General features: G+C 44.8%; 24 protein-coding genes and 1 pseudogene. 6 read left to right on the forward strand and 19 right to left on the reverse strand.

All coding sequences use genetic code 11. The annotated features are described in order from the left end of the window. Positions 1-21: 21 nt before the first annotated feature. Together B853_RS09750 and cydH are read right to left on the reverse strand one after the other, a co-directional pair. Positions 22-1161 (reverse strand): patatin-like phospholipase family protein, encoded by a 1140-nt coding sequence (locus B853_RS09750; RefSeq protein WP_038882774.1) that lies wholly within the window; start codon positions 1159-1161, stop codon positions 22-24. 17 nt (positions 1162-1178) lie between these two features. Beyond that, on the reverse strand, positions 1179-1271 hold the full coding sequence (cydH, locus tag B853_RS09755; RefSeq protein WP_010449255.1) for a cytochrome bd-I oxidase subunit CydH: 93 nt from the start codon (positions 1269-1271) through the stop codon (positions 1179-1181). 128 nt (positions 1272-1399) lie between these two features. Between cydH and B853_RS09760 the strand changes: the two genes are divergently transcribed. The 3 genes from B853_RS09760 (at position 1400) to B853_RS09770 (ending at position 4013) form a co-directional block, all read left to right on the forward strand. Continuing rightward, positions 1400-1990: an outer membrane beta-barrel domain protein gene (locus B853_RS09760; RefSeq protein ID WP_038882773.1), complete on the forward strand. Its 591-nt coding sequence runs from the start codon at positions 1400-1402 to the stop codon at positions 1988-1990. 464 nt (positions 1991-2454) lie between these two features. Beyond that, the gene (locus tag B853_RS09765) at positions 2455-3915 is read left to right on the forward strand and encodes a sodium-dependent transporter (protein ID WP_038882772.1); all 1461 of its coding nucleotides are present in this window, start codon (positions 2455-2457) and stop codon (positions 3913-3915) included. Further along, positions 3915-4013 (forward strand): MetS family NSS transporter small subunit, encoded by a 99-nt coding sequence (locus tag B853_RS09770; RefSeq protein WP_005536518.1) that lies wholly within the window; start codon positions 3915-3917, stop codon positions 4011-4013. The genes B853_RS09765 and B853_RS09770 overlap by 1 nt, the downstream gene beginning before the upstream one ends. Positions 4014-4082: 69 nt before the next feature. Here B853_RS09770 and B853_RS09775 read toward each other — a convergent pair whose 3' ends face one another. After that, positions 4083-4484 carry a hypothetical protein gene (locus tag B853_RS09775; protein ID WP_038882771.1) on the reverse strand — a complete coding sequence of 134 codons (402 nt, stop codon included), beginning with the start codon at positions 4482-4484 and terminating at the stop codon, positions 4083-4085. A 75-nt stretch (positions 4485-4559) separates the two neighbouring features. On the opposite strand from B853_RS09775, the gene B853_RS09780 reads away from it, so the two are divergent. Next, positions 4560-4760, forward strand: a complete 201-nt coding sequence (locus B853_RS09780; RefSeq protein WP_038882769.1) for a hypothetical protein — start codon at positions 4560-4562, stop codon at positions 4758-4760. Positions 4761-4762: 2 nt separating this feature from the next. Here B853_RS09780 and ptsG read toward each other — a convergent pair whose 3' ends face one another. From ptsG to yceD, 14 genes and pseudogenes are all read right to left on the reverse strand, one after another. Beyond that, positions 4763-6193, reverse strand: coding sequence for a PTS glucose transporter subunit IIBC (gene ptsG / locus B853_RS09785; protein ID WP_038882767.1), 1431 nt, complete (start codon positions 6191-6193; stop codon positions 4763-4765). A gap of 444 nt (positions 6194-6637) precedes the next feature. Next, positions 6638-7405: a TatD family hydrolase gene (locus B853_RS09790; protein ID WP_128826868.1), complete on the reverse strand. Its 768-nt coding sequence runs from the start codon at positions 7403-7405 to the stop codon at positions 6638-6640. Next, positions 7396-8358: a DNA polymerase III subunit delta' gene (locus B853_RS09795; protein WP_038887073.1), complete on the reverse strand. Its 963-nt coding sequence runs from the start codon at positions 8356-8358 to the stop codon at positions 7396-7398. The genes B853_RS09790 and B853_RS09795 overlap by 10 nt, the downstream gene beginning before the upstream one ends. Positions 8359-8382: 24 nt before the next feature. After that, the gene (tmk, locus tag B853_RS09800) at positions 8383-9015 is read right to left on the reverse strand and encodes a dTMP kinase (protein ID WP_038887075.1); all 633 of its coding nucleotides are present in this window, start codon (positions 9013-9015) and stop codon (positions 8383-8385) included. After that, a pseudogene (gene mltG, locus B853_RS09805) lies at positions 9012-9865 on the reverse strand (endolytic transglycosylase MltG). The gene tmk and the pseudogene mltG overlap by 4 nt, the downstream one beginning before the upstream one ends. A gap of 158 nt (positions 9866-10023) precedes the next feature. Then, positions 10024-10839 carry an aminodeoxychorismate lyase gene (gene pabC / locus B853_RS09810; RefSeq protein WP_038887078.1) on the reverse strand — a complete coding sequence of 272 codons (816 nt, stop codon included), beginning with the start codon at positions 10837-10839 and terminating at the stop codon, positions 10024-10026. Between the two features lie 108 nt (positions 10840-10947). Continuing rightward, entirely contained in the window at positions 10948-12195 is a 1248-nt protein-coding gene (gene fabF, locus B853_RS09815) for a beta-ketoacyl-ACP synthase II (protein ID WP_010449277.1), read from the reverse strand. 93 nt (positions 12196-12288) lie between these two features. Continuing rightward, entirely contained in the window at positions 12289-12522 is a 234-nt protein-coding gene (gene acpP / locus B853_RS09820) for an acyl carrier protein (protein ID WP_004406112.1), read from the reverse strand. A 245-nt stretch (positions 12523-12767) separates the two neighbouring features. Continuing rightward, positions 12768-13502, reverse strand: a complete 735-nt coding sequence (gene fabG, locus B853_RS09825) for a 3-oxoacyl-ACP reductase FabG (protein ID WP_010449297.1) — start codon at positions 13500-13502, stop codon at positions 12768-12770. Between the two features lie 34 nt (positions 13503-13536). Continuing rightward, positions 13537-14460 carry an ACP S-malonyltransferase gene (gene fabD / locus B853_RS09830; protein ID WP_010449299.1) on the reverse strand — a complete coding sequence of 308 codons (924 nt, stop codon included), beginning with the start codon at positions 14458-14460 and terminating at the stop codon, positions 13537-13539. Positions 14461-14536: 76 nt separating this feature from the next. Continuing rightward, positions 14537-15487, reverse strand: a complete 951-nt coding sequence (locus tag B853_RS09835; protein ID WP_038887080.1) for a beta-ketoacyl-ACP synthase III — start codon at positions 15485-15487, stop codon at positions 14537-14539. Between the two features lie 5 nt (positions 15488-15492). Continuing rightward, complete coding sequence (plsX, locus tag B853_RS09840; protein WP_010449303.1) at positions 15493-16518, reverse strand: phosphate acyltransferase PlsX; 1026 nt, start codon at positions 16516-16518, stop codon at positions 15493-15495. A gap of 10 nt (positions 16519-16528) precedes the next feature. After that, the gene (gene rpmF / locus B853_RS09845; protein ID WP_005396978.1) at positions 16529-16699 is read right to left on the reverse strand and encodes a 50S ribosomal protein L32; all 171 of its coding nucleotides are present in this window, start codon (positions 16697-16699) and stop codon (positions 16529-16531) included. Positions 16700-16758: 59 nt separating this feature from the next. After that, entirely contained in the window at positions 16759-17283 is a 525-nt protein-coding gene (yceD, locus tag B853_RS09850; RefSeq protein WP_010449311.1) for a 23S rRNA accumulation protein YceD, read from the reverse strand. A gap of 149 nt (positions 17284-17432) precedes the next feature. Here yceD and B853_RS09855 point away from each other — a divergent pair, with 149 nt between their 5' ends. After that, the gene (locus B853_RS09855) at positions 17433-18014 is read left to right on the forward strand and encodes a Maf family protein (protein ID WP_038887081.1); all 582 of its coding nucleotides are present in this window, start codon (positions 17433-17435) and stop codon (positions 18012-18014) included. Positions 18015-18210: 196 nt separating this feature from the next. On the opposite strand, the gene rluC is transcribed toward B853_RS09855, so the two are convergent. Together rluC and B853_RS26000 are read right to left on the reverse strand one after the other, a co-directional pair. Next, on the reverse strand, positions 18211-19155 hold the full coding sequence (gene rluC, locus B853_RS09860; RefSeq protein WP_038887083.1) for a 23S rRNA pseudouridine(955/2504/2580) synthase RluC: 945 nt from the start codon (positions 19153-19155) through the stop codon (positions 18211-18213). Between the two features lie 151 nt (positions 19156-19306). Further along, entirely contained in the window at positions 19307-19480 is a 174-nt protein-coding gene (locus tag B853_RS26000; protein ID WP_010449316.1) for a hypothetical protein, read from the reverse strand. A gap of 313 nt (positions 19481-19793) precedes the next feature. Between B853_RS26000 and rne the strand changes: the two genes are divergently transcribed. Then, a complete protein-coding gene (rne, locus tag B853_RS09865) occupies positions 19794-22814 on the forward strand; it encodes a ribonuclease E (RefSeq protein WP_038887084.1) in 3021 nt (1006 codons plus the stop codon). Positions 22815-22959 lie beyond the last annotated feature (145 nt).

The following is a 22959-nucleotide window of genomic DNA, read 5'->3' on the forward strand; positions in this document are numbered from 1 at the left end:
TCAGCGAGTATTGAGCCTATTTTAAGCCCTTTCCAAACCATCCGATTTGAGTTCATCATAGAGGCTGATTAAGTTGAACCCAGCTTGAAGTCCCAGTTGATAGTCGTGCTCCAAATCCTCGGGCTCACTCAACAGTGAAGACGCCCTCAATTCCTCTTTTGGAGCCACTTGCAAAATAAACGTGTCATCGGGTGGGTTCGCTAAAAACTCTTGGGTCAACTCGTATGTCTGATAATGAATCATCAACATGTCTGCGAGGCCAGAGTCAAAGTGCTCACCAATCAAATGACTCAGGCGATATAGGTTATCTGCACCAAACAACCAACGCCCACCGTTTAATAACTTATGTCCCGGCATTTTAGTTTGATGAGCAGCCGCCACTTTCTGCTGTAAAAAGCTGCTCCAATCTTCTTTCCATTGCTCAACTCGCTGCTGCCAAGTATCTTGAACTGAATTGAATGACTCTCGATACCACTCAACATGTTGACCAGTTTCACTCTCTTTAGCTTGAGCCGGAGAGAATGGCTCAGTCCTTATCACAATGATATTGCGGGCATTTTGACGCCAAGCTTCTTGCACCGGAATGGAAGCAGAAACCCCACCGTCCACATACTGTGAGCCATCAATGTTAACGATTCCTTGATATAGCTTGGGAATCGCACAAGTCGCGATCATGGTTTCGAACCAGCGTTTTCCTAGCATAGGTAAATAACGGTCAGATAAAGAATGCGTATCGGTGACCGCAGCAAATGCCCTTCGATGACCAAGAGAGCGGTGTCCCAAATCGAGATCGAGTTTATATGGGTATTCTTGGATACGTTCTAACGCCCATTCGAGCCCTAAGTACTGCTTCTTACGGATATATCCGAATAAGTTAAAGAATTCTGTTGAAGTCGTGAGATCGGTAATAAACGCTTTTCCCATCCCATGCTGACGACATAAAAACGCACACAAGTTGAGGGCACCCGCGGAAGTACCATAAAATTCATCGAAAGGATCGAAGTTGGAGAGTAGAAATGCATCCAACACACCAGCGGTAAAAATCCCTCTCTGGCCGCCACCTTGTGCAACCAAAGCTGTTTTCCCTTGCCAATAGTGCTCATAAACTGAGAATTCAAGCTCTATGTGGCTGTCTGTGATAATACCGCTGTTGCGTATCATAGGCTCAACCTCTTAGGTTAAGCTGTCGTAATCGCTATGATGCCGAATGTAAGTAAGACAGCAAAGACTGTTACGACAATGAGTAGGGCAGATTTGAGATCGTGTTCCATAGACACCTCCTGTTGTTGTAACAAATTAATAACACCAGTGTGAATTATGTTCAAGAAATGGCTAATTTAGTCGCACAATTTTGGCTAAGGCATCACAATTAATCTAGTTACTATAGGGAGATAGCAAGATGAAGAACAATATCAAGTGGCTAATTGGGAGTGCATTATTGCTGGGCAGTATCAGCTGCCATGCAGAAGTTATAATTACTCCCTATATAGGTTTTACCGGCGGCGGAAATGTTGAAGATGAGGACGGCGCTAAATTTGACATTGAACCATCACCAAACTACGCACTTGCTGTTGAAACGCCATTTGAGAATGGACGATTGGGTCTATTCTACTCTTACCAGTCTACAGAATTAGAGCGAGTCAATAATAATTCTGATTTTCACTATCTCCATTTTCAGAGCAGCATCTTGTACCCTATCAGCCAAGGTTGGTCTTCACAGCTAGGTATTGGTTTAGGCGCCGCTTATACCGATGTAGATTGGGCTGATACGAAATATGGGTTTTCGGCCACGGCTTTTTTAGGCATGGAATACGCGATATCACCGGAATTTGCCTTAACAGCACAAGTCCGTTGGCTTGGAACTGTTGTTGATAACGATACGTCCGGAGCGTGTGTACTGCCAGATGACGGTTCCAACTGTGTAATCAAGTTTGAAACCGACTGGATGAACCAATTCCAATCAAATATTGGTTTTACCTTCCGCTTCTAGTTAAGGCTTTTAACGGAAAATCATCTATTGGGCGTAGGGAACATAGCGATACGCCCTAATATTAAAAAACAGATTATTTGACCAAAATCACACCCAGCAAACACAATTTTATTTCACAAGATACCCTCCCCCTCGATCTAATAGCCTACAAAACGATTAATCAACAATATTTAAACCAGATAAAATATCTTCATTAACATTTAGAATCTATTGCGCTAAATAATGTAAAAAGTTAGTCTGAAGACAGAAAGCAGAAGAATATTTCAGCTTTTGCAAACACATATCAAAATTTAAAGCATTTAATTCTATTTCTTGTTAGGCAACGCAAAGCAAAACACCTGAATTTTATACCAACACCGAATATCGGATAGAAAGCTGACGGATAACAGTTGTCCTTTGTTCTACTGGTTTTGCTCATTGCCGAGAAGAGCTTCATTCCTTAGGGAGTCGTACAGGAGTCAAATATGAAGCGAGAACAATGGGGATCCCGTGCGGGATTCATCTTAGCCGCAGTCGGTTCAGCCATCGGTTTGGGTAACATCTGGCGTTTCCCATACATGGCCTATGAAAACGGTGGCGGTGCCTTTTTTATTCCTTACCTTTTCGCCATGATCACAGCGGGTATTCCATTCATGATCCTAGAGTTCAGCATGGGCCAAAAATACCGTGGTTCTGCACCTAAGACACTGGCAAAAATCCATTCAAAGTTTGAATGGCTAGGCTGGTTCCAAGTTGGTGTAGCCGCTGTTATCGCCGTTTATTATGTGGCAGTTATTGGCTGGGCAATCTCTTACTTTGGCATGTCGTTTACCCAAAGTTGGGGGTCCGATACCAATGCTTTCTTCTTTAGTGAATACCTAAAGCTTGGTGATAACTCACCGACGAACTTGGGCAGCATTCAATGGAAGATCGCACTCTCTATGCTGATAGCTTGGGCAATTACCTATATTGCTATCGTTAGCGGTGTTAAGTCGGGTATCGAACGCGCCTCTAAGATCATGATGCCGGTATTGTTCATCATGGTGCTCTTCCTAATTGGACGTATGATTTTTCTTCCAGGCGCACTAGACGGTGTGAACTACATGTTCGAACCGGACTTCAGCAAGATTTGGGATGTGAAGGTTTGGGCAGCAGCATACGGGCAAATCTTCTTCACACTGAGTATCGGCTTTGCCATTATGCTGGCTTACTCTAGCTACTTGCCAGAGAAATCAGACATCACCAATAACGCTTTCATGACAGTTTTGATCAACTGTGGCTTCTCTATCCTTGCTGGTATCATGATTTTCTCTGTATTGGGTTACATGGCTCAAGAGCAAGGGAAACCGCTTACAGAAGTGGTATCAGCAGGCGTAGGCTTAGCGTTTGTAACGTTACCTGCGGCAATTAACCTGCTACCAGCTCCTTATATTCTTGGTCCACTGTTTTTCTTTGCATTGGTTATTGCTGGCTTGAGTTCACATATTTCGATTATGGAAGCGGTAACATCTGCGGTTATTGACAAGCTAAAGTGGAGCCGTAAGAAAGCCGCAAACGTAGTCATTGGCACTGGTTTTATTGTCTCAATGGCATTTGCAACCAACGGCGGTTTACTTCTATTGGACTTAGTCGACCACTTTGCCAATAACATCGGCATCATGGCTGGTGGCCTAGTTGAAATCGTGTTGATGACTTGGTTGCTAAAACGAGTCCCTGAAGTTCATAGCTATGTGAATGAGCGCTCTGATTTCTCGGTTGGTCAATGGTTTGAAGTCTGTTTACGTTTTATCACACCTATCATGCTAGCCGTTATCCTAACAACAAAGCTGTATACGCTTCTAACAGAAGGTTACGGTGGCTACGACCTAACTCTTGGTTGGGCAATGATCGCCGCACTATTTGTGTCTGGTGTATTGATTAACGTAGCAAGCAAGGAGAAAGCATAATGACTACAAGTGCAATCATCATGATGGTTATCGGACTTGGCATCACTTGGGGTGGCGCTGCGGTATGCATCAAACGAGCAATGAATAAACAGCAGTAAGGCTAACTGCCAGAAAAATTAGGGTTCAAAAAACAGAATGCCGGCTCAGTGCCGGCATTTTGGTATCCATTAGAAATTGTACTTGATACCAAGCGCCCCACCGATTTGTAAATCTGGTCCTTTATAAAAATCTATCTCCGGATGAACTTGGGCGTACAGATCCCAGCCTTTAGATAAATCCCAGTTCAAGCCGAGCGGAACACGGACACCGAACTCATCATCCCACTCGTACCAACCACCAACACCGACATACCAAGTTAATGGCATGCTTTGATCAAATGTGCCGCGCTTCGCTATGTAATCAAACGCCATACCATCATTACCAATAATACCGCGGTACTTGTCATCAATTTCAACGACAACGCTAAGCTCTTGATCAACCGCCATACCAACAGAAAAATTCTTTGCTCCGTCCGCCGCCATTACGGCACTCGGCAGCATTGTTGCCGCCAATAAAATTCGCTTTTTCACAGCCTTCCCCCACTTAAAAAACAGCGTGCATAATTCAAACATGATGTCATTTTGTTGTGTCAGTAATGAGTAAGAATGACGTACGAAAAAAGCCACGAACGTAAGGATGAGCGTGAGATCACGGCTAAAACACCAAAAGTAAGTGCTAGTGAGAAAAAGATTGGAGATTGGAGATTGGAGATTGGAGATTGGAGAAGAATAAATACTGAGGGGTATGAGGGGAAAGATACAGAAAGCAAAAAGGAGGCCGAAGCCTCCTTTTTTATGAATGACTGAGATTAGCCGTGGTTACGAATCCACTCATCCATTTCAGTTTTCAGGTTGTCAGACTTAGTACCGAAGATAGCCTGAACACCACCTGCTACAACTACAACACCAGCAGCGCCTAGTTGTTTTAGCTTGTCTTGGTCAACTGCTGCTGTGTCAGCAACTGCAACACGTAGACGAGTGATACATGCGTCTAGACCTGTGATGTTAGCTTTGCCGCCGAATGCTGCAACAAGCTCACCTGCCATGTCAGAACCAGTAGCTGCTACTGCATCTTCAGATTCATCTTCACGACCAGGAGTTTTCAGATCAAGTGCTGTGATTACAGTACGGAATACTACGTAGTAGATTGCAGCGTAAACTAGACCTACAGCAATCATTAGACCCATCTTCTGAGCGTTACCAGATAGAACTAGGAAGTCGATCAGACCGTGAGAGAATGAAGTACCGTGTACGAAGCCTAGAGTGTTAGCAACAACGTATGCAGAACCAGCTAGTAGAGCGTGGATACCGTATAGTAGTGGAGCAACGAATAGGAATGAGAATTCGATTGGCTCTGTAATACCAGTTAGGAATGAAGTCAGTGCAGCTGACGCCATGATACCCATTACTTTCGCGCGGTTTTCTGGTTTAGCACAGTGAGCAATAGCGATTGCTGCAGCTGGTAGACCGAACATCTTGAACATGTAACCACCCGCTAGCTGACCGAAGCCATTACCAGCAGCACGAGATGCTTCATCAGCAACTAGGTAACAAGTTAGTACGCCGTTTTGAGTTTCACCAGCAGCGTTCACACAAGTACCTGCTTCGAAGAAGAATGGTACGTTCCAAACGTGGTGTAGACCGAATGGGATTAGAGAACGCTCAACAACGCCGTAGATACCAAACGCTAGTTGTGGGTTTTGATGCGCAGCCCAGTCAGAGAATGCAGAGATTGCACCGCCGATTGGAGGCCAAACAACAGAAAGTACTACCGCTAGGATAATCGCAGCGAAACCAGTGATGATTGGCACAGCACGCTTACCAGCGAAGAAGCCAAGGTACTCTGGAAGTTGGATTTTGAAGAAACGGTTGAATGCCCAAGCAGCAACACCACCGACAAGGATACCACCTAGTACACCTGTATCGATTTTCTCAACACCCATGATGCCAGCCATAACACCTAGTGTAGCTGTCATGATGCCGTAACCAACGATTGCAGCAAGACCTGCTACACCGTCGTTGTTTGTGAAGCCAAGTGCTACACCAACAGCAAATAGAAGTGCCATTTGGCCGAATACTGAGCCACCAGCTTGTTCCATTAGGTTCGAAACGATCTCTGGAATGAAGCTTAGGTGGGCAGCACCAACACCTAGTAGGATACCTGCGACTGGTAACACTGATACTGGTAGCATCAGAGCTTTACCAACTTTTTGCAGGTTTGCAAAAAGGTTCTTAAACATGTTTATGCTCCTGATAAATTATAAGTATTATTTGGGCACTAACGGCACACCCCCGTAGCCTAAATGTTAGCACCCAATGAAAATGTAACCACACGTTGCATTATATTTTCCGGCTCTAAATATATATTGATGACCCTCAAACTTTCCACACAGTTACGAAATTTAGTTTCAAAACAAGTCTTAGATCACATGAAAAACGAGCTAATGAAAAGGTTTGCACCGCACCTAAAGCCTTGTTTTTTAATTAGTTTTATATCTATAAAATTAATTTCACTGCGTAAATAAAATAAACCACGATGTTATTTTTAGTAACAAAATTACATTTGTAGGTTTAGGCCTTCAGTAAATCAACATTTTTAGTAAACATTAAATTAATTAGTGGTTTTGTTGCTTTAATCAACAAAAAAGGGGCTTACGCCCCTTTTTTAAACTATTTAATGATTTCTAACGCAAAAAAAGATTTCGGAAGTTTTCGGTGGTTTTTTGCCCGACCTCGGATAAAGCACACCCTTTTAGCTGCGCAATATAGGCCGCAACTTCCACTACATAAGCTGGTTGGTTTTCTTTTCCGCGGTGAGGAACAGGAGCCAAATACGGCGAGTCCGTCTCAATAAGCAACTTCTCTAGTGGTAGAGCTTTCACAACTTCTTTTAGTTCTGTTGCTTGGCGGAAGGTCACAATACCTGAAATTGATATGTAGAAGCCTAAATCAAGCGCCGCTTCTGCAAATGCTAGATCTTCAGTAAAACAGTGGATCACGCCACCACATTTTTCGGCACCACCGTTACGAAGAATTTCTAATGTATCTTCTCGTGCATTACGAGTGTGGATGATAAGTGGCTTGTTCAATTCGACAGCTAAGTCAACTTGCTGCTCAAAACGTTCTTTTTGCAGTGCTGCTGTCTCTGGCTTGTAGTGATAATCCAAGCCCGTTTCACCAATCGCCACCACCTTTTCGTGCGACGCATGTTGGTGTAGCATTTCTAATGAAAACGCGCTTTCCACATCGAGTGGATGAACACCACAAGAAGCATAAACATTCTCATAAGATGTGATCAACTCCAGCATCTTAGGAAACGAGTCCAGCGTTACGCCAACCGATAGAAGCTCTGTGACATTCGCTTGCTTTGCTTTATTAATAACGTCTTCAACGTTGATGTGAAGATCATCGTAATTCAATTTGTCTAAATGACAGTGCGAATCTACGAACATAATGCCTCTCGTGATTCAATTAACCAATTCATAGAAAGTAGCTCAAGGTTTAAGCCTGGGAAGGTTTGCATTTGAGCCTTTAATTCGAGCAATTTTTGTGCTGCTGAGTATAAGTCGTTGTAGTTGCTCGGAGGAAACTTATCAGCCCCCGGAAGTTGGTCCACTTCGACCACACCAAATTGCGCTTTTTGTGCATCCGCTAACAAGTGCCAAGCCCAATCCAATGTTTTGTCCGGGTTCTTAGCCATTAAGGACGCACATTGAAACACATCAGAAACCGGAGAAGACAAAGTCTCTATAAAGCAGCGCTCAAACACTTGGTACTCATCAAGCTCACCGTTTTTTACCGCTTCTAGTGTGTTTATGGGGGACCCCATGTTTAGCTTGAGTGCGTACGGCGGCACTTTCGAGGTGCCCCGCTCGCTCATCCAAGTCATTGCTTGTTCTGTTGAAGGTGGCGTAACTACCCACTGCTGGCAACGGCTCTGAATGGTTGGAAGCAATCGCTCTTGATTATGCGTGACAAGCAAGAACAAGCACTTCTGCCCAGGTTCTTCGAGTGTTTTGAGCAACGCGTTCGACGCTGATTCGTTCATCGCATCCGCAGGTTCAATGATAAACACACGATAGCCATTTAGCTGAGACGATTCATGCGCAAGACGATTGCATGCTCGAATCTGCTCAACGGTAATGGATTTCCCTTCCTTCTCTGGTTTGACCCAGTGTAAGTCAGGGTGGCTGTTTGACTGAATCAACTGGCAGCTATGGCAGAACCCACACGCTTCACTGGTGTAGTTTTGACATAAAAGTGAATGACTAAAGAGCTCAACCAACTTTTCAACGGCTAAGCCTTTCTCACTTTGTAATAACAGTGCACCTGGAACTCGTTCTGAATCCAAACTTGTTTTGAGGTTATCCCAAACGGGTTGTAACCATGGAAAGTCATTTAGCATGAATCACCTCAATCCACATCCTGCTTACAATGATGCAAGCCATTCGTTCAAAGCGGCTTTGATGTCTTGTGCTACTTCTTCAATCGACTGCTCTGCATTGATAACTACGATAGAGTCATCTGCATTCGCGAGTTCCAAGTAACGCTCACGAGTACGCTCAAAGAAGCTGATATCCATCTTTTCGATGCGGTCGAGTTCACCGCGACCGCGTGCACGCTCAAGACCAACACGCGGATCGATATCCATGTACAATGTGAAAGCAGGCTTAAACTCACCTAGAGTTGTATCGCGCAGGTTCTTCATCAGTGATGCATCGATCTGACGGCCACCACCTTGGTAAGCTTGAGAAGACAAATCATGACGGTCACCCACAACCCATTGGTTGTTTGCTAGTGCTGGTTTAATCACGTTCTCAACTAACTGAACACGCGCGGCGTAAAGCAAAAGCAGCTCGGTCATATCTTTTAGGTCTTCGCCTTCGTGCTCTTCTTTAACCAACGCGCGCATTTTCTCAGCCAGTGGTGTACCACCCGGCTCACGAGTATTGACGATGTTTTCAATACCCGCCGCTTTCAGCGTGTCTAAAACGGTTTTAATCGCAGTACTTTTACCCGCGCCTTCTAGGCCCTCAACGACAATAAAGTTTGCTTTCATCATTTATTCTTTCTTAGTTCTCTTAAATAGGCACGTACAGCACGGTTGTGCTCAGCAAGGGATTTCGAAAATACATGTCCGCCCTTTCCACTTGCTACAAAATATAAATATTTGCTGTTTTCTGGGTTTAAAGCAGCTTCAATCGACGCTTCGCCCGCCATAGCGATTGGTGTTGGTGGCAAACCGTTGATTGTGTATGTGTTGTATGGCGTTGGAGTACGTAAATCTTTTTTACGAATATTACCATCGTACGCATCACCCATTCCGTAAATAACGGTCGGGTCGGTTTGCAGGCGCATGCGTTTATTGAGACGGTTGACAAATACAGACGCCACTCGTTCACGCTCCGAGTCGATTGCCGTTTCTTTTTCAATAATTGAAGCAAGGATCAGAGCTTCGTATTTGTCTTTAATCGGCAGTTTCTCTTGGCGCCCTTCCCAATGAGCATCAAGAATATTGTTCAACTTAGTATGAGCACGCTCTAAGATCTGACTTTCACTCGTGCCTGCTGTGTAATGGTAGGTCTCGGCAAGGAATAAGCCTCAAGCTTTTCACGCTCAATACCTAGCTTTTCAGCCATCTCTTTTTCAGATAATCCGGTTAAGTCATGTTTTACATAAGGTGCTGAACTTAGTTGTTCAACCCATTCAGAAAAGCGACTACCTTCCACAAATGTTATTGCAAACTGATGTTCTTTGCCCGTATTGAGCTGTTCTAACGTTTGATAAAGCGAAAGCTTTGGCTCTAGTTGGTAAGTGCCTGCTCGCACTTGAAGAAGCTCTGGGTAAAGGTGAGGCATTAAGCGGGTGTAATCAGAAGCTTCAATAATATTATCTTTCGCTAAATCACGCATGACTCGGTGAAAGCTGGTGCCATTTTCAACGGTGAACAGCTGTGGCTGTTCTATAAGGATTGGCGAGTTAACGTATTGCTTAGTCTGTGAAACAACGTAAAAAGCACCTGCTGCACCAATAACGGCAATCAGTACAACAAAAGCAAACAGTTTTTTAATCACGTATTTAGATTCCCTTGAAGTCGTCGAGTCAGTTTTCCAATTGGAAGTTCAATCTTGTTCTCTGGTGTTGAAATACCGCAAACCGGCGCTACACCCAATAGTGAGTTACACATCCACACCTCTTCTGCATCAAGCAAATCTGCCAGTGTGAATTGGGCTACCTTCACCGGGTAACCTTCAGCTTGGAGAAATTCCAATACCTTACGGCGCATTACGCCGGCCACACCGGACAAACTCAAATCCGGTGTGTATACCCTTTTATCATTAACCCAAAAAAGGTTTGCCATTGTAGTTTCAATGACATGATTTTGCACATTTAACGTCACAGCATCGGCAAATTCAGAACCATCAATTTCCGCCTTTGCGAGAACCTGCTCTATTCGGTTGTTGTGCTTGTGACCTGCAAGTAATGGTTGGATGCCAAGGCGAGTTTCACAAATACCTAACTGCACACCATTTTCTTGCCACAGAGCATAATGAAAAGGAAATGCAAAGTTCGAAATAGTCATAACTGGACCATCTATACCGCTTGGGCTGTACCCTCGACCACCACAACCACGACTAATATGAATCTTGATTCCTGCCGCCTCGTCATTTAAGACCGCGAGCATCGCCCAATCAAAAACCGTATTCCAATCTGGGAAAGGTATTTGCAATGTTTTTAGACACGCCTCCATACGTTCAATATGCGCTTGCCAGTGCTCCAGTTGACCGTACTTAGTCTTAATAGTAGTGAAACAGCCATCACCATACTGAAATGAGCGATCACCGAGCGAAACATGCGTTTGTGGAAGTCCATTTACCCAGAACATTCAGATACCCTTTGATTTCTGATCGACAAATAAAACAAAACGGCTCAATGCTAAGCATCGAGCCGTTAGAATACAAGTATCGCTACTCTAAAACAGTGTTAGAGATTCTTACTCAGCGAATTTTTTGAATACAAGTGAACCGTTTGTGCCACCAAAGCCAAACGAATTACAGATCGCGTATTCCATATCAACTTTGCGCGCAGTATGCGGTACAAGGTCAATATCTAGGCCTTCTTCAGGATCATCTAGGTTAATCGTTGGTGGAACGATTTGGTCAACCAGAGAAAGAACCGTAATGATAGCTTCAACAGAACCTGCAGCACCCAGTAGGTGGCCAGTCATCGATTTAGTCGAAGATACTAATACTTGTTTTGAGCCTTCTTCACCAAGAGCACGTTTTACACCCTTGATTTCAGCTACGTCACCAGCTGGTGTTGATGTTCCGTGAGCGTTCACGTAACCAACTTGAGTACCGATGATGTTTGCATCACGCATCGCGGCTTCCATTGCTAGTGCGCCACCTGAACCATCTTCACTTGGAGAAGTCATGTGGTAAGCGTCACCAGACATACCAAAGCCAACAAGCTCTGCGTAAATCTTAGCGCCACGAGCTTTTGCGTGTTCGTACTCTTCAAGAACCATCATACCCGCGCCGTCACCAAGAACGAAGCCGTCACGGCCTTTATCCCATGGACGAGACGCTTTTTGAGGCTCATCATTACGAGTCGATAATGCTTTAGCCGCGCCGAAACCAGCCATGCCTAGCGGTGTTGATGCTTTCTCGGCACCACCAGCTACCATCGCTTCTGCATCACCGTATGCAATCATACGAGCTGCGTGGCCGATGTTGTGAAGGCCTGTAGTACATGCAGTAGAGATCGCGATATTTGGACCACGAAGACCACGCATGATAGATAGGTTACCTGCAACCATGTTTACGATGGTCGAAGGAACAAAAAATGGGCTAACTTTACGCGGGCCTTTCTCAACAAGTGCTGAGTGACCTTTTTCGATTAGGTCTAGACCGCCAATACCAGAGCCGATTGCGACACCAACTCGAGCTGCGTTTTCTTCGGTAATTTCTAAGCCAGAGTCATCCAACGCTTGGATACCTGCTGCGATGCCGTACTGGATAAATAGATCCATTTTACGAGCATCTTTTTTAGACATGTACTCTGTGCAATCAAAATCTTTAACAAGACCTGCAAAACGAGTTGAGAAGTTCGTTGCATCGAAATGATCGATGTTAACGATTCCGCTTTGACCTTCTAGCAGGGCTTTCCAAGATGATTCTACTGTGTTGCCTACCGGTGACAACATACCCATGCCTGTGACAACTACACGACGCTTGGACACGATATAATTCTCCGGGAATTGAATGTTTCTATGAGAGGATAGAAGAAGTTAGAAAGAACACAGGCGGTCTAGGAGACCGCCTGGGAGAGATAATTACTGAGCGCTGTTTACGTAGTCGATTGCAGCTTGAACAGTAGTGATTTTCTCAGCTTCTTCGTCAGGAATCTCAGTGTCGAATTCCTCTTCTAGAGCCATAACTAGCTCTACTGTGTCTAGAGAATCAGCACCTAGATCGTCAACGAAAGAAGCTTCATTCTTAACTTCTGCTTCGTCTACACCTAGCTGTTCAACAATGATTTTCTTTACGCGTTCTTCGATGTTGCTCATTTTTCTTTTCCTTTACAGATTTCGCCTAATGCGATGATTCCGTAGTTTATTCGAACTATGGAAAGTTGCAAGGGGGTCCTTGCTGGTCAAACCACAAAATTAGCGAATTTAACCGAATTTCAATACATTTTTGACTTAAATCATGCACAAATCTTGTGCACGACCATCACAACTTAATGACAGTTAACAGCAACTATAGGCTATTTTTCATAAAGTAAAATAGCTTATTTTGCACGAACTGTGCATTAAACCATGTACATGCCGCCATTTACATGCAAAGTTTCACCAGTAATGTAAGCTGCCTCAGGTGAAGCTAGGAATACTACTGCTGATGCAATTTCACGTGGGTCACCTAGACGACCTGCAGGCACGTTCGATAACGTTGCTGCACGTTGGTCATCATTTAGCGCCTTAGTCATGTCAGTTTCGATGAAACCAGGAGCGACTGTATTAACCGTTACACCACGAGAAGCTACTTCACGAGCCATTGATTTAGTGAAACCAATTACGCCTGCTTTCGCTGCTGCGTAGTTCGTTTGACCAGCGTTACCCATAGTACCAACAACAGAACCTACGTTGATGATGCGACCAGCGCGTTTTTTCATCATGCCACGTAGAACCGCCTTAGACATGCGGTAAATTGGCGTTAGGTTCGTATTGATGATGTCGTTCCACTCGTCATCCTTCATACGCATTAGTAGGTTATCGCGAGTGATACCAGCGTTGTTAACTAGAATATCGATTACACCGAACTCATCATTAATGGTTTTTAGTGTCGCTTCGATAGACTCAACGTCAGTCACGTTAAGTGCTAGGCCTTTACCGTTTTCACCCAGGTATTCGCTGATCGCTGCTGCGCCACCTTCAGAAGTCGCAGTACCAATTACTGTTGCACCGCGTTCAACAAGAAGCTCAGCAATCGCACGACCAATGCCACGGCTTGCGCCTGTCACTAGAGCGATCTTACCTTCTAGATTCATCATGTTGTGTTTTCCTTTTCTTATCGTGAACGAATTACTTAGCAGCTTCTAGCGACGCTACGTCGTTAACAGCTGCTGCGCTTAGTGTTTTCACGATACGTTTAGTCAGACCTGTCAGTACTTTGCCAGGACCAAGCTCAAGAAGATTTTCTACGCCTTGCTCGCTCATTAGCTGCACGCTCTCAGTCCAACGAACTGGGCTGTGCAGCTGACGAACAAGTGCGTCTTTGATTTTTGCAGGATCCGTTTCTGCTGCCACATCAACGTTGTTGATAACTGGAAGTTGTGGTGCGTTGAATTCAATAGACTCTAGCGCAACCGCTAGTTTCTCTGCTGCTGGTTTCATTAGTGCACAGTGTGAAGGCACTGAAACAGGAAGAGGAAGTGCACGTTTTGCACCCGCTTCTTTACATAGTACGCCCGCGCGCTCTACTGCGTCTTTGCTACCTGCGATAACAACTTGACCAGGCGAGTTGAAGTTTACTGGTGAAACTACGTCACCTTGCGCAGCTTCTTCACAAGCTTTTGCAATCGCTTCGTCATCTAGACCGATGATCGCGTACATTGCACCAGTACCTGCTGGTACGGCTTCTTGCATAAGTTGACCACGTAGCTCAACCAGTTTGATTGCTTCTTTAAAGTCAATCACGCCAGCACATACTAGTGCTGAGTACTCACCTAGGCTGTGACCCGCTAGGTTTGCTGGTTGCTCAAGACCAAGCTCTTGCCATACGCGCCAGATAGCAACAGATGAAGCTAGCAATGCAGGCTGTGTACGGAAAGTTTGGTTTAGATCTTCTGCAGGTCCATTTTGAACAAGCGCCCATAGGTCGTAACCTAGTGCGTCAGATGCTTCTGCAAATGTTTGTTTTACTACGTCATATTGTTCGCCTAGATCAGCAAGCATACCTACAGCTTGTGAACCCTGGCCTGGAAATACGATAGCAAACTTGCTCATGTTGTTTTCCTTTAAGCAAAGTAAAAAGAAATAAGATGCACGGTAGCGCATCTTAAATTTTGAATTCTTATGAAACTTAGAATTTCACCAGAGCCGAGCCCCAAGTGAATCCGCCACCAAACGCTTCAAGAAGTAAAGTTTGACCGCGTTTAATTCGACCATCACGTACCGCTTCATCCAGTGCTGTTGGCACAGTTGCAGCTGATGTGTTGCCGTGCTTATCAAGTGTAATCACGACTTGGTCTAGTGACATCGAAAGCTTTTTCGCTGTCGCTGAAATAATGCGGTAGTTCGCTTGGTGCGGCACTAGCCAGTCTAGTTCAGACTTGTGCATATCGTTCGCTTCAAGTGTGTCTTTCACTAGCTTAGATAGCTGAGTTACTGCCACTTTGAATACTTCGTTACCCGCCATGTGCAGCCATTTGTCAGCATCTTTGCCACGTTCTGGCACAGGCAGACTCAACAGATCACCAAATTGACCGTCTGAGTATACGTGTGTAGAGATGATACCCGGCTCTTCGCTCGCGCCAACCACTACCGCTCCTGCCGCATCACCAAATAAGATGATGGTTGAACGATCCGTTGGATCACACGTTTTCGATAATGCGTCTGCACCAATCACGAGTACGTTTTTACACATACCTGATTTGATGTGTTGATCAGCAACAGATAAGGCGTATACAAAGCCTGAACAAGCAGCGGCCAAGTCAAATGCTGGACAACCTTTAATGCCAAGCTTTCCCTGCACCTGACACGCAGATGAAGGGAAAGTATGGCTACTGCTAGTAGTAGCAACGATAATTAGGTCGATATCATTTTTATCAATGCCGGCCATATCGATAGCGTTTTCAGCTGCGTAGAATGCCATGTCTGCAACAGTTTCATTTTCTGCTGCAATTCGACGCTCTTTAATACCCGTGCGAGCTACGATCCACTCATCACTTGTATCTACCATTTTCTCTAGGTCTGCGTTAGTACGCACCTGAGATGGCAGGTAGCTGCCAGTACCTAATATTTTGCTATGCATGAAGACTAATAATGCCTCTCGAGTAAAACCGCTTCCAAACGATCGCTAATACGGCTTGGTACTTGTCGTTTGACCTCGTGTACTGCCTCGCCAAGTGCATTGACAATCGCAGATACATCCGCACTTCCATGGCTTTTTATGACAATGCCGCGCAATCCTAGCAAACTTGCGCCGTTATACTGGTCGGGGTTCAGTGTTTTTAGTTCATTAAATAGCCGAGAAAACAACTTTCTAGCAATCCATCCCTTTATCGTTGATGCCATCATGCTGGTTTTAAGTTTTTCGATAAAGAGTTGTGCTGTTCCCTCGCTGGCTTTTAAGCATACGTTACCGACAAAGCCATCACAAACAATGACATCGGCTACGTCATGCAAAATTTGATTACCTTCAATATAACCCACAAAATTAATTGCGTCGGTTTGAGAAAGCATTTCTGCACAGCGCTTGACCAAATCGTTTCCTTTGATTTCTTCAGCGCCAATATTTAGTACAGCCACACGAGGTGGATGACCGAGGTGCTCCTCAGCTAATGCACTGCCCATCACTGCAAACTGGAACAAACTGTCGGCATCGCACGACACATTCGCACCAAGATCTAACATCCAGGTACGCTTGCCGCTGATAGTTGGTAATGCGGAAACTAAAGCAGGACGCTCAATACCAGGAAGCAGTTTAAGAATGAAACGTGAGAGCGCCATAAGCGCACCGGTGTTACCACCACTCACACATGCGTCTGCTTCGCTTTCAGAAACAAGGTCGATGGCCATACGCATAGAGCTGTTTTGGCTATTGCGTAATGCTAAAGATGGCTTTTCTGAGTTTGATATCACTTTCTCGCTATGAAGAATGCTCAAACGAGAACTGGTAGAGGCGCCTAGTTGAGATAATTGAGACGTGATCAGAGATTGATCACCTATAAGAATCACTTTTAGCTCTGGGAAATGAGACAGTGCCTGCACGGCGGCAGGCACTGTTACGCGTGGACCGAAATCCCCGCCCATTGCATCAAGTGCAACGGTAATACTTTGCAAAGGTTCAACCTTACTTGTTGATAACCTTTTGACCACGGTAGTAACCTTCAGCAGTTACGTTGTGGCGTAGGTGAGTTTCACCAGAAGTCGCGTCTACAGATAGTGCAGCTGTAGTTAGCGCATCGTGTGAACGACGCATACCGCGCTTAGAACGAGTTTTACGGTTTTTCTGTACGGCCATTGACCCTACTCCTATACTATTGGGTTAAAAACCTAAAGAAGAAGCGGCTACCACACCAGTTACTTTTTCAGATTTTTCAAAACGTCGAATGGATTCGGTTTTTCTTCCTCAATTTCTTCAGGAATCTCACCAAAAACCATGTTATTTGAATCAACGCTACAATCCGCTTCATCGTGCATTGCGATTTGAGGTAATGTTAAGATGAACTCGTCTTCAACTAGTTGTATAAGGTCTAATTCACCGTACTCATTTAGATCTACCAAATCATAAATTTCTGGTGCTTCCTCTTCCGTCTTCTCACCGTAGTAAGGAGTGTAAAGGAATTCAACTTCACACAAATGTGTGAATACCTCATTACAACGCTGACACTCTAAATCGACTTCGATGTTAGCTTTACCAGAGATAACAACAAGTCGCTGTTCATCAATATCAAATGACAATGAGACTTCTGCGTCGCGTTTTACGCCTTCAGTTGTTTCCGCTAAGCGCTTGAAAAGACTAGCTTGGATGATGCCATCGTAATCTAATCGTTTCTGTGCGGACTTCGCCGGATCAACCGTTCGCGGTATTTTTACCTTTTGCATAGGGCGCGAATATTATCTTCCAAATCAAAATTAGTCAAAGAAAAAGGAAAAAAAGTTGTACTTTTTTACGCTTATCATACAGAGCATTAGCCAGAATCGATTTTGATCGATTATCCTAGTGAAAATGCTTGTGCGAATTGTAATTCAAAATGAAAAATTACCAACTGGTTTTAGCCTCAACCTCACCTTTTCGTAAACAACTGCTGGAAAAACTAGCAGTACCTTTTACTTGCTTATCACCAGACTGTGACGAGACGCCTTTACCCAATGAAACCCCTTTAGATCTCGTTCAAAGGCTCGCGATTGGAAAAGCGACGTCTTGCCACACAACTCAGGACAGTTTGGTCGTTGGCAGTGACCAAGTTTGTGTTATCGACGGTGAAATTGTGGGTAAGCCGCTAAGCCGAGAAAACGCAATCAGACAGCTATTAGCTCAAAGCGGTAAAACCATCACTTTTTATACCGGGCTTGCAGTACATAACACCGCTACGAATCATACTGAAGTCGGCTTCGATACCTTTGAAGTCCATTTTAGAGATTTGGCTCGCGAGCAAATCGAGCGTTACGTTGACAGAGAAGAACCGTTTTACTGCGCTGGCAGTTTTAAAAGCGAGGGTATGGGGATTTGTCTGTTTAAGAAGTTAGTCGGCAAAGATCCGAATACGCTAGTCGGCCTGCCACTGATTGATTTGATCGATATGCTGCAAAAGCAAGGGTTAGAGGTTTTGTAGAGAGGCCCAGCAAAATTCAAAACAAGCGAGTTGGGGCTCTCTTTCGTCTTTAGTTCTAAGCACAGAGAGCTCATAACTCAACGGATAAAGCTGGCGCTATTCCCTAAGAAGCTTTCTACGATCAAAAAAGCCGATGTATTAACATCGGCTTTTACATAGCTTTTTGCGACCCCAAAGGGTGTAGATACTCTTGCCTCTACTTTTTACGCAAACCCGCTAAGACTTTCTCTAATTTCGCTTCCATCGGCGCGTTGATCTCCATCCACTCATCATTCGATGGGTGCTGGAACTTGATGTTCGCCGCATGAAGGAACAAACGATCCAAGCCAACTTGCCCAGTATAAGCATCAAAGCGACGGTCACCGTAACGGTCATCCCATGCAATTGGGTGCCCTGTATATTGGGTATGCACACGAATCTGGTGAGTACGACCAGTAATCGGGCTTGCTTGGATTAGCGTTGCTTGGTCGAACTTTTCCAAAATCTTGAAGCGTGTTTCTGACGGCTTACCATTTGGGTTCACTCGAACAATACTGTTCACTTCGTTTTTTAGCAGTGGTGCATTAACAACCTTACAGCTTGCTTTCCACTCCCCCATGACAAGTGCAAAGTAGAACTTCTTCACTGTCTTTTCACGGAACTGTGCTTGTAAGTGGCGTAGTGCCGAACGCTTTTTCGCGACAAGCAATATACCGGAAGTGTCACGGTCGATACGGTGAACTAACTCAAGGAAGCGAGCTTGTGGGCGCAAAGCACGAAGTGCTTCAATCGCGCCAAACTTCAAACCACTACCACCATGAACTGCGGTTCCAGAAGGCTTATTAAGAATCAGCATATGATCATCTTCAAAAATGATCTTATCTTCTAACTCTGCCACTTTGTTTAGCTTGGTACTTGGTGCAACGTCATCTACTTTCTTTTCTACCGTAACTGGAGGAATACGAACAAGATCGCCTGCTTTTAGTTTGTACTCGGCTTTAATGCGCTTTTTATTTACGCGTACTTCGCCCTTGCGCACAATTCGATAAATCATGCTCTTTGGGATGTCTTTTAATTGGTTACGCAAGAAATTATCAATGCGTTGACCCGCCATATCTTCGTCAATATCGACGAACTGGACTTGTGTTCTTATTTCGCTCATGCGCGGTATTGTAAACCCAAATCTGTACGACTTCACATTATTCTTGCCACAAAAGAAATACTTGTTGCCATAAATAGTTCTAAAACACGCCAACCTTTTGTTTCAATTATCAAAACTCTTGGCCAACTTCTCAATCTGCTTTGCCTCTTTTTCAATTTTCTAGACTCAACTGCTTATGAAACAGCCAGTTATAAATTACAAAACTTGAATTTAGCGCCAAATTTTCCAACGTTTGCGTGAAAGCAGATTGCTGATATCCACCTGCACTGCTATAGTTCACAGCTGCTAAGGAAGGTTTGGTTACATTTTGTTCATTACCAATCATTTATCCCCAAGCAATGTGAGTAGATTGTTGAAGCTCAGGTGCTGCATTGGCGTAAGACATGCTGAATTCAACACACTTGTTACTCTACTCCTCGCATATTCACGTTGAGTATCTACCGCACCATATAGCGGGTCACAAGCCTGCGTTTCCAACGAAACCTAAACTAGACTTGTGATGACTGAAGTGCCCAAGAGCATCCCCTTCCAGCCGGGAGGCTGCAAAATATAGCCATGGGATCAGGCACCGTGAAAGAGCGAAAAAACAGTGACAAGTTGACTAGAAAGACAAAAGAAAAGACAACGAGAAATTTTCAATGAAAAGAATGTTAATTAACGCAACTCAAAAAGAAGAGTTGCGTGTCGCTCTGGTTGATGGCCAGCGACTTTTCGATCTTGATATCGAGAGTCCAGGTCATGAGTCCAAAAAAGCGAATATCTACAAAGGACGTATCACACGTATTGAACCAAGCTTAGAAGCCGCATTTGTTGATTACGGTGCTGAGCGTCACGGTTTCCTTCCTCTTAAAGAAATTGCCCGCGAATATTTCCCTGAAGGTTACACTTACCAAGGCCGACCAAGCATTAAAGAAGTGCTGACCGAAGGCCAAGAAGTAATCGTACAAGTGGAAAAAGAAGAGCGTGGTAGTAAAGGTGCAGCCCTGACTACTTTCATCTCTTTAGCTGGTAGTTATCTAGTTCTGATGCCTAACAACCCTCGCGCTGGCGGTATTTCTCGCCGAATCGAAGGTGATGAGCGTACGCAACTAAAAGCTGCATTGAGTACTCTTGAACTGCCGCAAGGTATGGGTTTAATTGTTCGCACAGCTGGCGTTGGTAAGAGTGCCGAAGAACTAGAGTGGGATTTAAACGTACTCCTAAATCATTGGGGAGCGATCAAAGGTGCTGCAGATTCTAACCCTGCTCCATTCTTAATCCACCAAGAAAGTAACGTTATTGTTCGTGCAATCCGTGACTACCTACGTCGTGATATCGGTGAAATCCTGATCGATAGCAACACTATCTACGAACGTGCGAAAGAGCATATTCAGTTAGTGCGTCCAGATTTCATCAACCGTGTGAAGAAATATGATGGTGAAGTTCCACTGTTCAGCCACTACCAAATCGAAAGCCAAATTGAATCAGCTTTCCAACGTGAAGTGCGCTTACCGTCTGGTGGTTCTATCGTTATCGACCCAACAGAAGCACTGACTTCTATCGATATTAACTCTGCTCGTGCAACAAAGGGTGGTGATATCGAAGAAACAGCACTTAACACTAACCTTGAAGCTGCTGATGAAATTGCTCGTCAGTTGCGACTGCGTGACCTTGGTGGTCTGGTAGTTATCGACTTTATCGATATGACACCTGTACGCCACCAGCGTGAAGTAGAAAACCGTCTACGTGAAGCCGTTCGTCTAGATCGCGCTCGCGTTCAAATTGGTCGCATTTCTCGCTTCGGTCTATTGGAGATGTCTCGTCAACGTTTGAGCCCATCTCTAGCAGAAGCAAGCCACCACATCTGTCCTCGCTGTACAGGTACTGGTGTTGTTCGTGACAACGAGTCCCTAGCTCTTTCTGTACTTCGTCTAATCGAAGAAGAGGCGTTAAAAGACAATACAGCTCAAGTGCTGGCAGTTGTCCCTGTTCCAATCGCATCATACCTTCTAAACGAAAAGCGTCGCTCTGTGAACCACATTGAGCGTACACAAGAAGTGAAGATCACGGTTGTTCCTAACTCAGATATGGAAACACCGCACTTTGAAGTAATTCGTGTTCGTGAAGGCGAAGAGTTCGACCTGCTTTCTTACCTACTTCCAAAGAAACTGGAAGCCATGAAAGAAGCAGAAGGCAAAGAAGTACCTGAGACTGAATTAAAGCCTAAGAAGATCGAAGAACCTGTACTAAAAGGCTTTGCTTCTTCAACTCAATCAGCTCCAACGCCAGCAGCGAAACCTGCTGCTGCGGCTGCCGCGCCTAAGAAGAAACACGTAGAGCAAGAAGAAAAGCCTGGTTTGTTTAGTCGTTTGTTCAAAGCATTAAGCAGCTTCCTATTTGGTTCTAATGAAGAAAAAGAAGAACCTAAGCAAGAAGAAACTAAGCCTGCACGCGACAACAAACGTAACAACCGACGTGATCGTAACGACCGTCGCCGTAACCCACGTGACAACAGAGATAACCGCGATAACAAACGTCGTCGCAAGCCACGTGATGAGCAGGCAACAGAGCAAAACGAAACACAGCAGCCTAATAAACAGCAAAACCGTAACCAAAAACGCAAACCAAAAGCTCAGCAAGCAGATAAAGCTCAAGAGCAGAAAGCAAACGCTAAGGTAGCGGAAAAAGGTCTACAGCTTGCGGCTGAAGCTCGTACTGGCTCTGAAGCGAAACCTGAAGAGAGCAAAGCGAAGTCAAATGCGAAAGCAGAAAAAGTTAAAGAGCGCCGTCAACGTCGCAAACTTAACAAATCTGTACGCGTTAAAGATCAGCAAGCTTCAGAACAGGTAGCTGAGGCTCCAGTAAAAGCGATTGAAACTCCTGTAGAGAAGCCAGTAGAGGCAGTGGCTGAGACTCAACAGGATAAAGATAACAAAGCAGAATCAAAACAACGTCGTAACCGTCGTTCACCGCGTCACCTACGTGCAAGCGGTCAACGTCGTCGTCGTGGTCGCGATCGTCGCCCTAACCCATTCCGCCTACGTAAAGGTGGTGTAGCATCTCCTGAGATGGCAATGGGCAAAGTGATGCCACGCTACATTCCAAAACCAGCGCCTAAGAAGGAAGAGCGAGTGAAGGAAGAAGCAGCGGTAGTAGCGACAGCAGTACCTGCAATCCAAGGTGGTTTTGCTTGCCCTGAAATGGCGATGGGTAAAGTGATCATTCGCCGTGAACAACCTGCAGTCGTTGAAACGCCAGTGGTTGAACCAAAAGTTCAACAACCTGTAGAAACGAAAGTAGAAGCTCCAGTTGTAGAAGCACCGGTTGTAGAAGCACCTATTGCAGCAGCACCAGTGGCTGAACCAGCAGTGGTAGAGCAAGCTGAAACCACCACAGAAGCAGCTCAAGAGCCAGTAGTTGAAGTGGTAGAAGTCACTGTAGAGCAAGTTGCAGTAGAAGCACCAATCGCTGCACCAGCTCCTAAAGCTGAAGTTATCAAAGTAGCAGCTAAGCCACGCGCTAGTGCTCCGATGACTAAAGCACCAGGTCCTCAAGAGCTTCGCGAGATTACTGTTTCAGCAGCACCGTTTAAAGCTGAGCGCTACGCACCAAAAGGTGCAGGTAGCCAAGTAGCGACTAACCGTGCATCTTCAGGAATGACAAAGCCTAACTTTAACTAAGTTTTAGCTTGTCATCGCATTAAGCGAAATAAGAAGCAAAAGGCTGCCAATTGGCAGCCTTTTTTGTTGAAGTAAGTGTTAACTCTAATTAGCCATATTAATATCAATGACGGATCACATTTGTGCGTCAATATCCCCTTCATTC

Origin of the sequence: Vibrio rotiferianus CAIM 577 = LMG 21460 (assembly GCF_002741985.1) — a bacterium.
Taxonomy (GTDB): Bacteria; Pseudomonadota; Gammaproteobacteria; order Enterobacterales; family Vibrionaceae; genus Vibrio; species Vibrio rotiferianus.

Excerpts from the sequence above, each read along its gene's own strand:
- B853_RS09855 (WP_038887081.1), top strand. The coding sequence starts at position 17,433 with ATGAAAAATTACCAACTGGTTTTAGCCTCAACCTCACCTTTTCGTAAA.
- yceD (WP_010449311.1), bottom strand. The coding sequence starts at position 17,283 with ATGCAAAAGGTAAAAATACCGCGAACGGTTGATCCGGCGAAGTCCGCA.
- rne (WP_038887084.1), top strand. The coding sequence starts at position 19,794 with ATGAAAAGAATGTTAATTAACGCAACTCAAAAAGAAGAGTTGCGTGTC.
- B853_RS09795 (WP_038887073.1), bottom strand. The coding sequence starts at position 8,358 with ATGCTAAATGACTTTCCATGGTTACAACCCGTTTGGGATAACCTCAAA.
- acpP (WP_004406112.1), bottom strand. The coding sequence starts at position 12,522 with ATGAGCAACATCGAAGAACGCGTAAAGAAAATCATTGTTGAACAGCTA.
- tmk (WP_038887075.1), bottom strand. The coding sequence starts at position 9,015 with ATGATGAAAGCAAACTTTATTGTCGTTGAGGGCCTAGAAGGCGCGGGT.
- B853_RS09760 (WP_038882773.1), top strand. The coding sequence starts at position 1,400 with ATGAAGAACAATATCAAGTGGCTAATTGGGAGTGCATTATTGCTGGGC.
- B853_RS26000 (WP_010449316.1), bottom strand. The coding sequence starts at position 19,480 with ATGATTGGTAATGAACAAAATGTAACCAAACCTTCCTTAGCAGCTGTG.
- ptsG (WP_038882767.1), bottom strand. The coding sequence starts at position 6,193 with ATGTTTAAGAACCTTTTTGCAAACCTGCAAAAAGTTGGTAAAGCTCTG.
- cydH (WP_010449255.1), bottom strand. The coding sequence starts at position 1,271 with ATGGAACACGATCTCAAATCTGCCCTACTCATTGTCGTAACAGTCTTT.
- fabG (WP_010449297.1), bottom strand. The coding sequence starts at position 13,502 with ATGAATCTAGAAGGTAAGATCGCTCTAGTGACAGGCGCAAGCCGTGGC.
- B853_RS09750 (WP_038882774.1), bottom strand. The coding sequence starts at position 1,161 with ATGATACGCAACAGCGGTATTATCACAGACAGCCACATAGAGCTTGAA.
- B853_RS09780 (WP_038882769.1), top strand. The coding sequence starts at position 4,560 with ATGACGTACGAAAAAAGCCACGAACGTAAGGATGAGCGTGAGATCACG.
- B853_RS09790 (WP_128826868.1), bottom strand. The coding sequence starts at position 7,405 with ATGTTCGTAGATTCGCACTGTCATTTAGACAAATTGAATTACGATGAT.
- rluC (WP_038887083.1), bottom strand. The coding sequence starts at position 19,155 with ATGAGCGAAATAAGAACACAAGTCCAGTTCGTCGATATTGACGAAGAT.
- pabC (WP_038887078.1), bottom strand. The coding sequence starts at position 10,839 with ATGTTCTGGGTAAATGGACTTCCACAAACGCATGTTTCGCTCGGTGAT.
- rpmF (WP_005396978.1), bottom strand. The coding sequence starts at position 16,699 with ATGGCCGTACAGAAAAACCGTAAAACTCGTTCTAAGCGCGGTATGCGT.
- B853_RS09835 (WP_038887080.1), bottom strand. The coding sequence starts at position 15,487 with ATGCATAGCAAAATATTAGGTACTGGCAGCTACCTGCCATCTCAGGTG.
- fabD (WP_010449299.1), bottom strand. The coding sequence starts at position 14,460 with ATGAGCAAGTTTGCTATCGTATTTCCAGGCCAGGGTTCACAAGCTGTA.
- B853_RS09765 (WP_038882772.1), top strand. The coding sequence starts at position 2,455 with ATGAAGCGAGAACAATGGGGATCCCGTGCGGGATTCATCTTAGCCGCA.
- B853_RS09770 (WP_005536518.1), top strand. The coding sequence starts at position 3,915 with ATGACTACAAGTGCAATCATCATGATGGTTATCGGACTTGGCATCACT.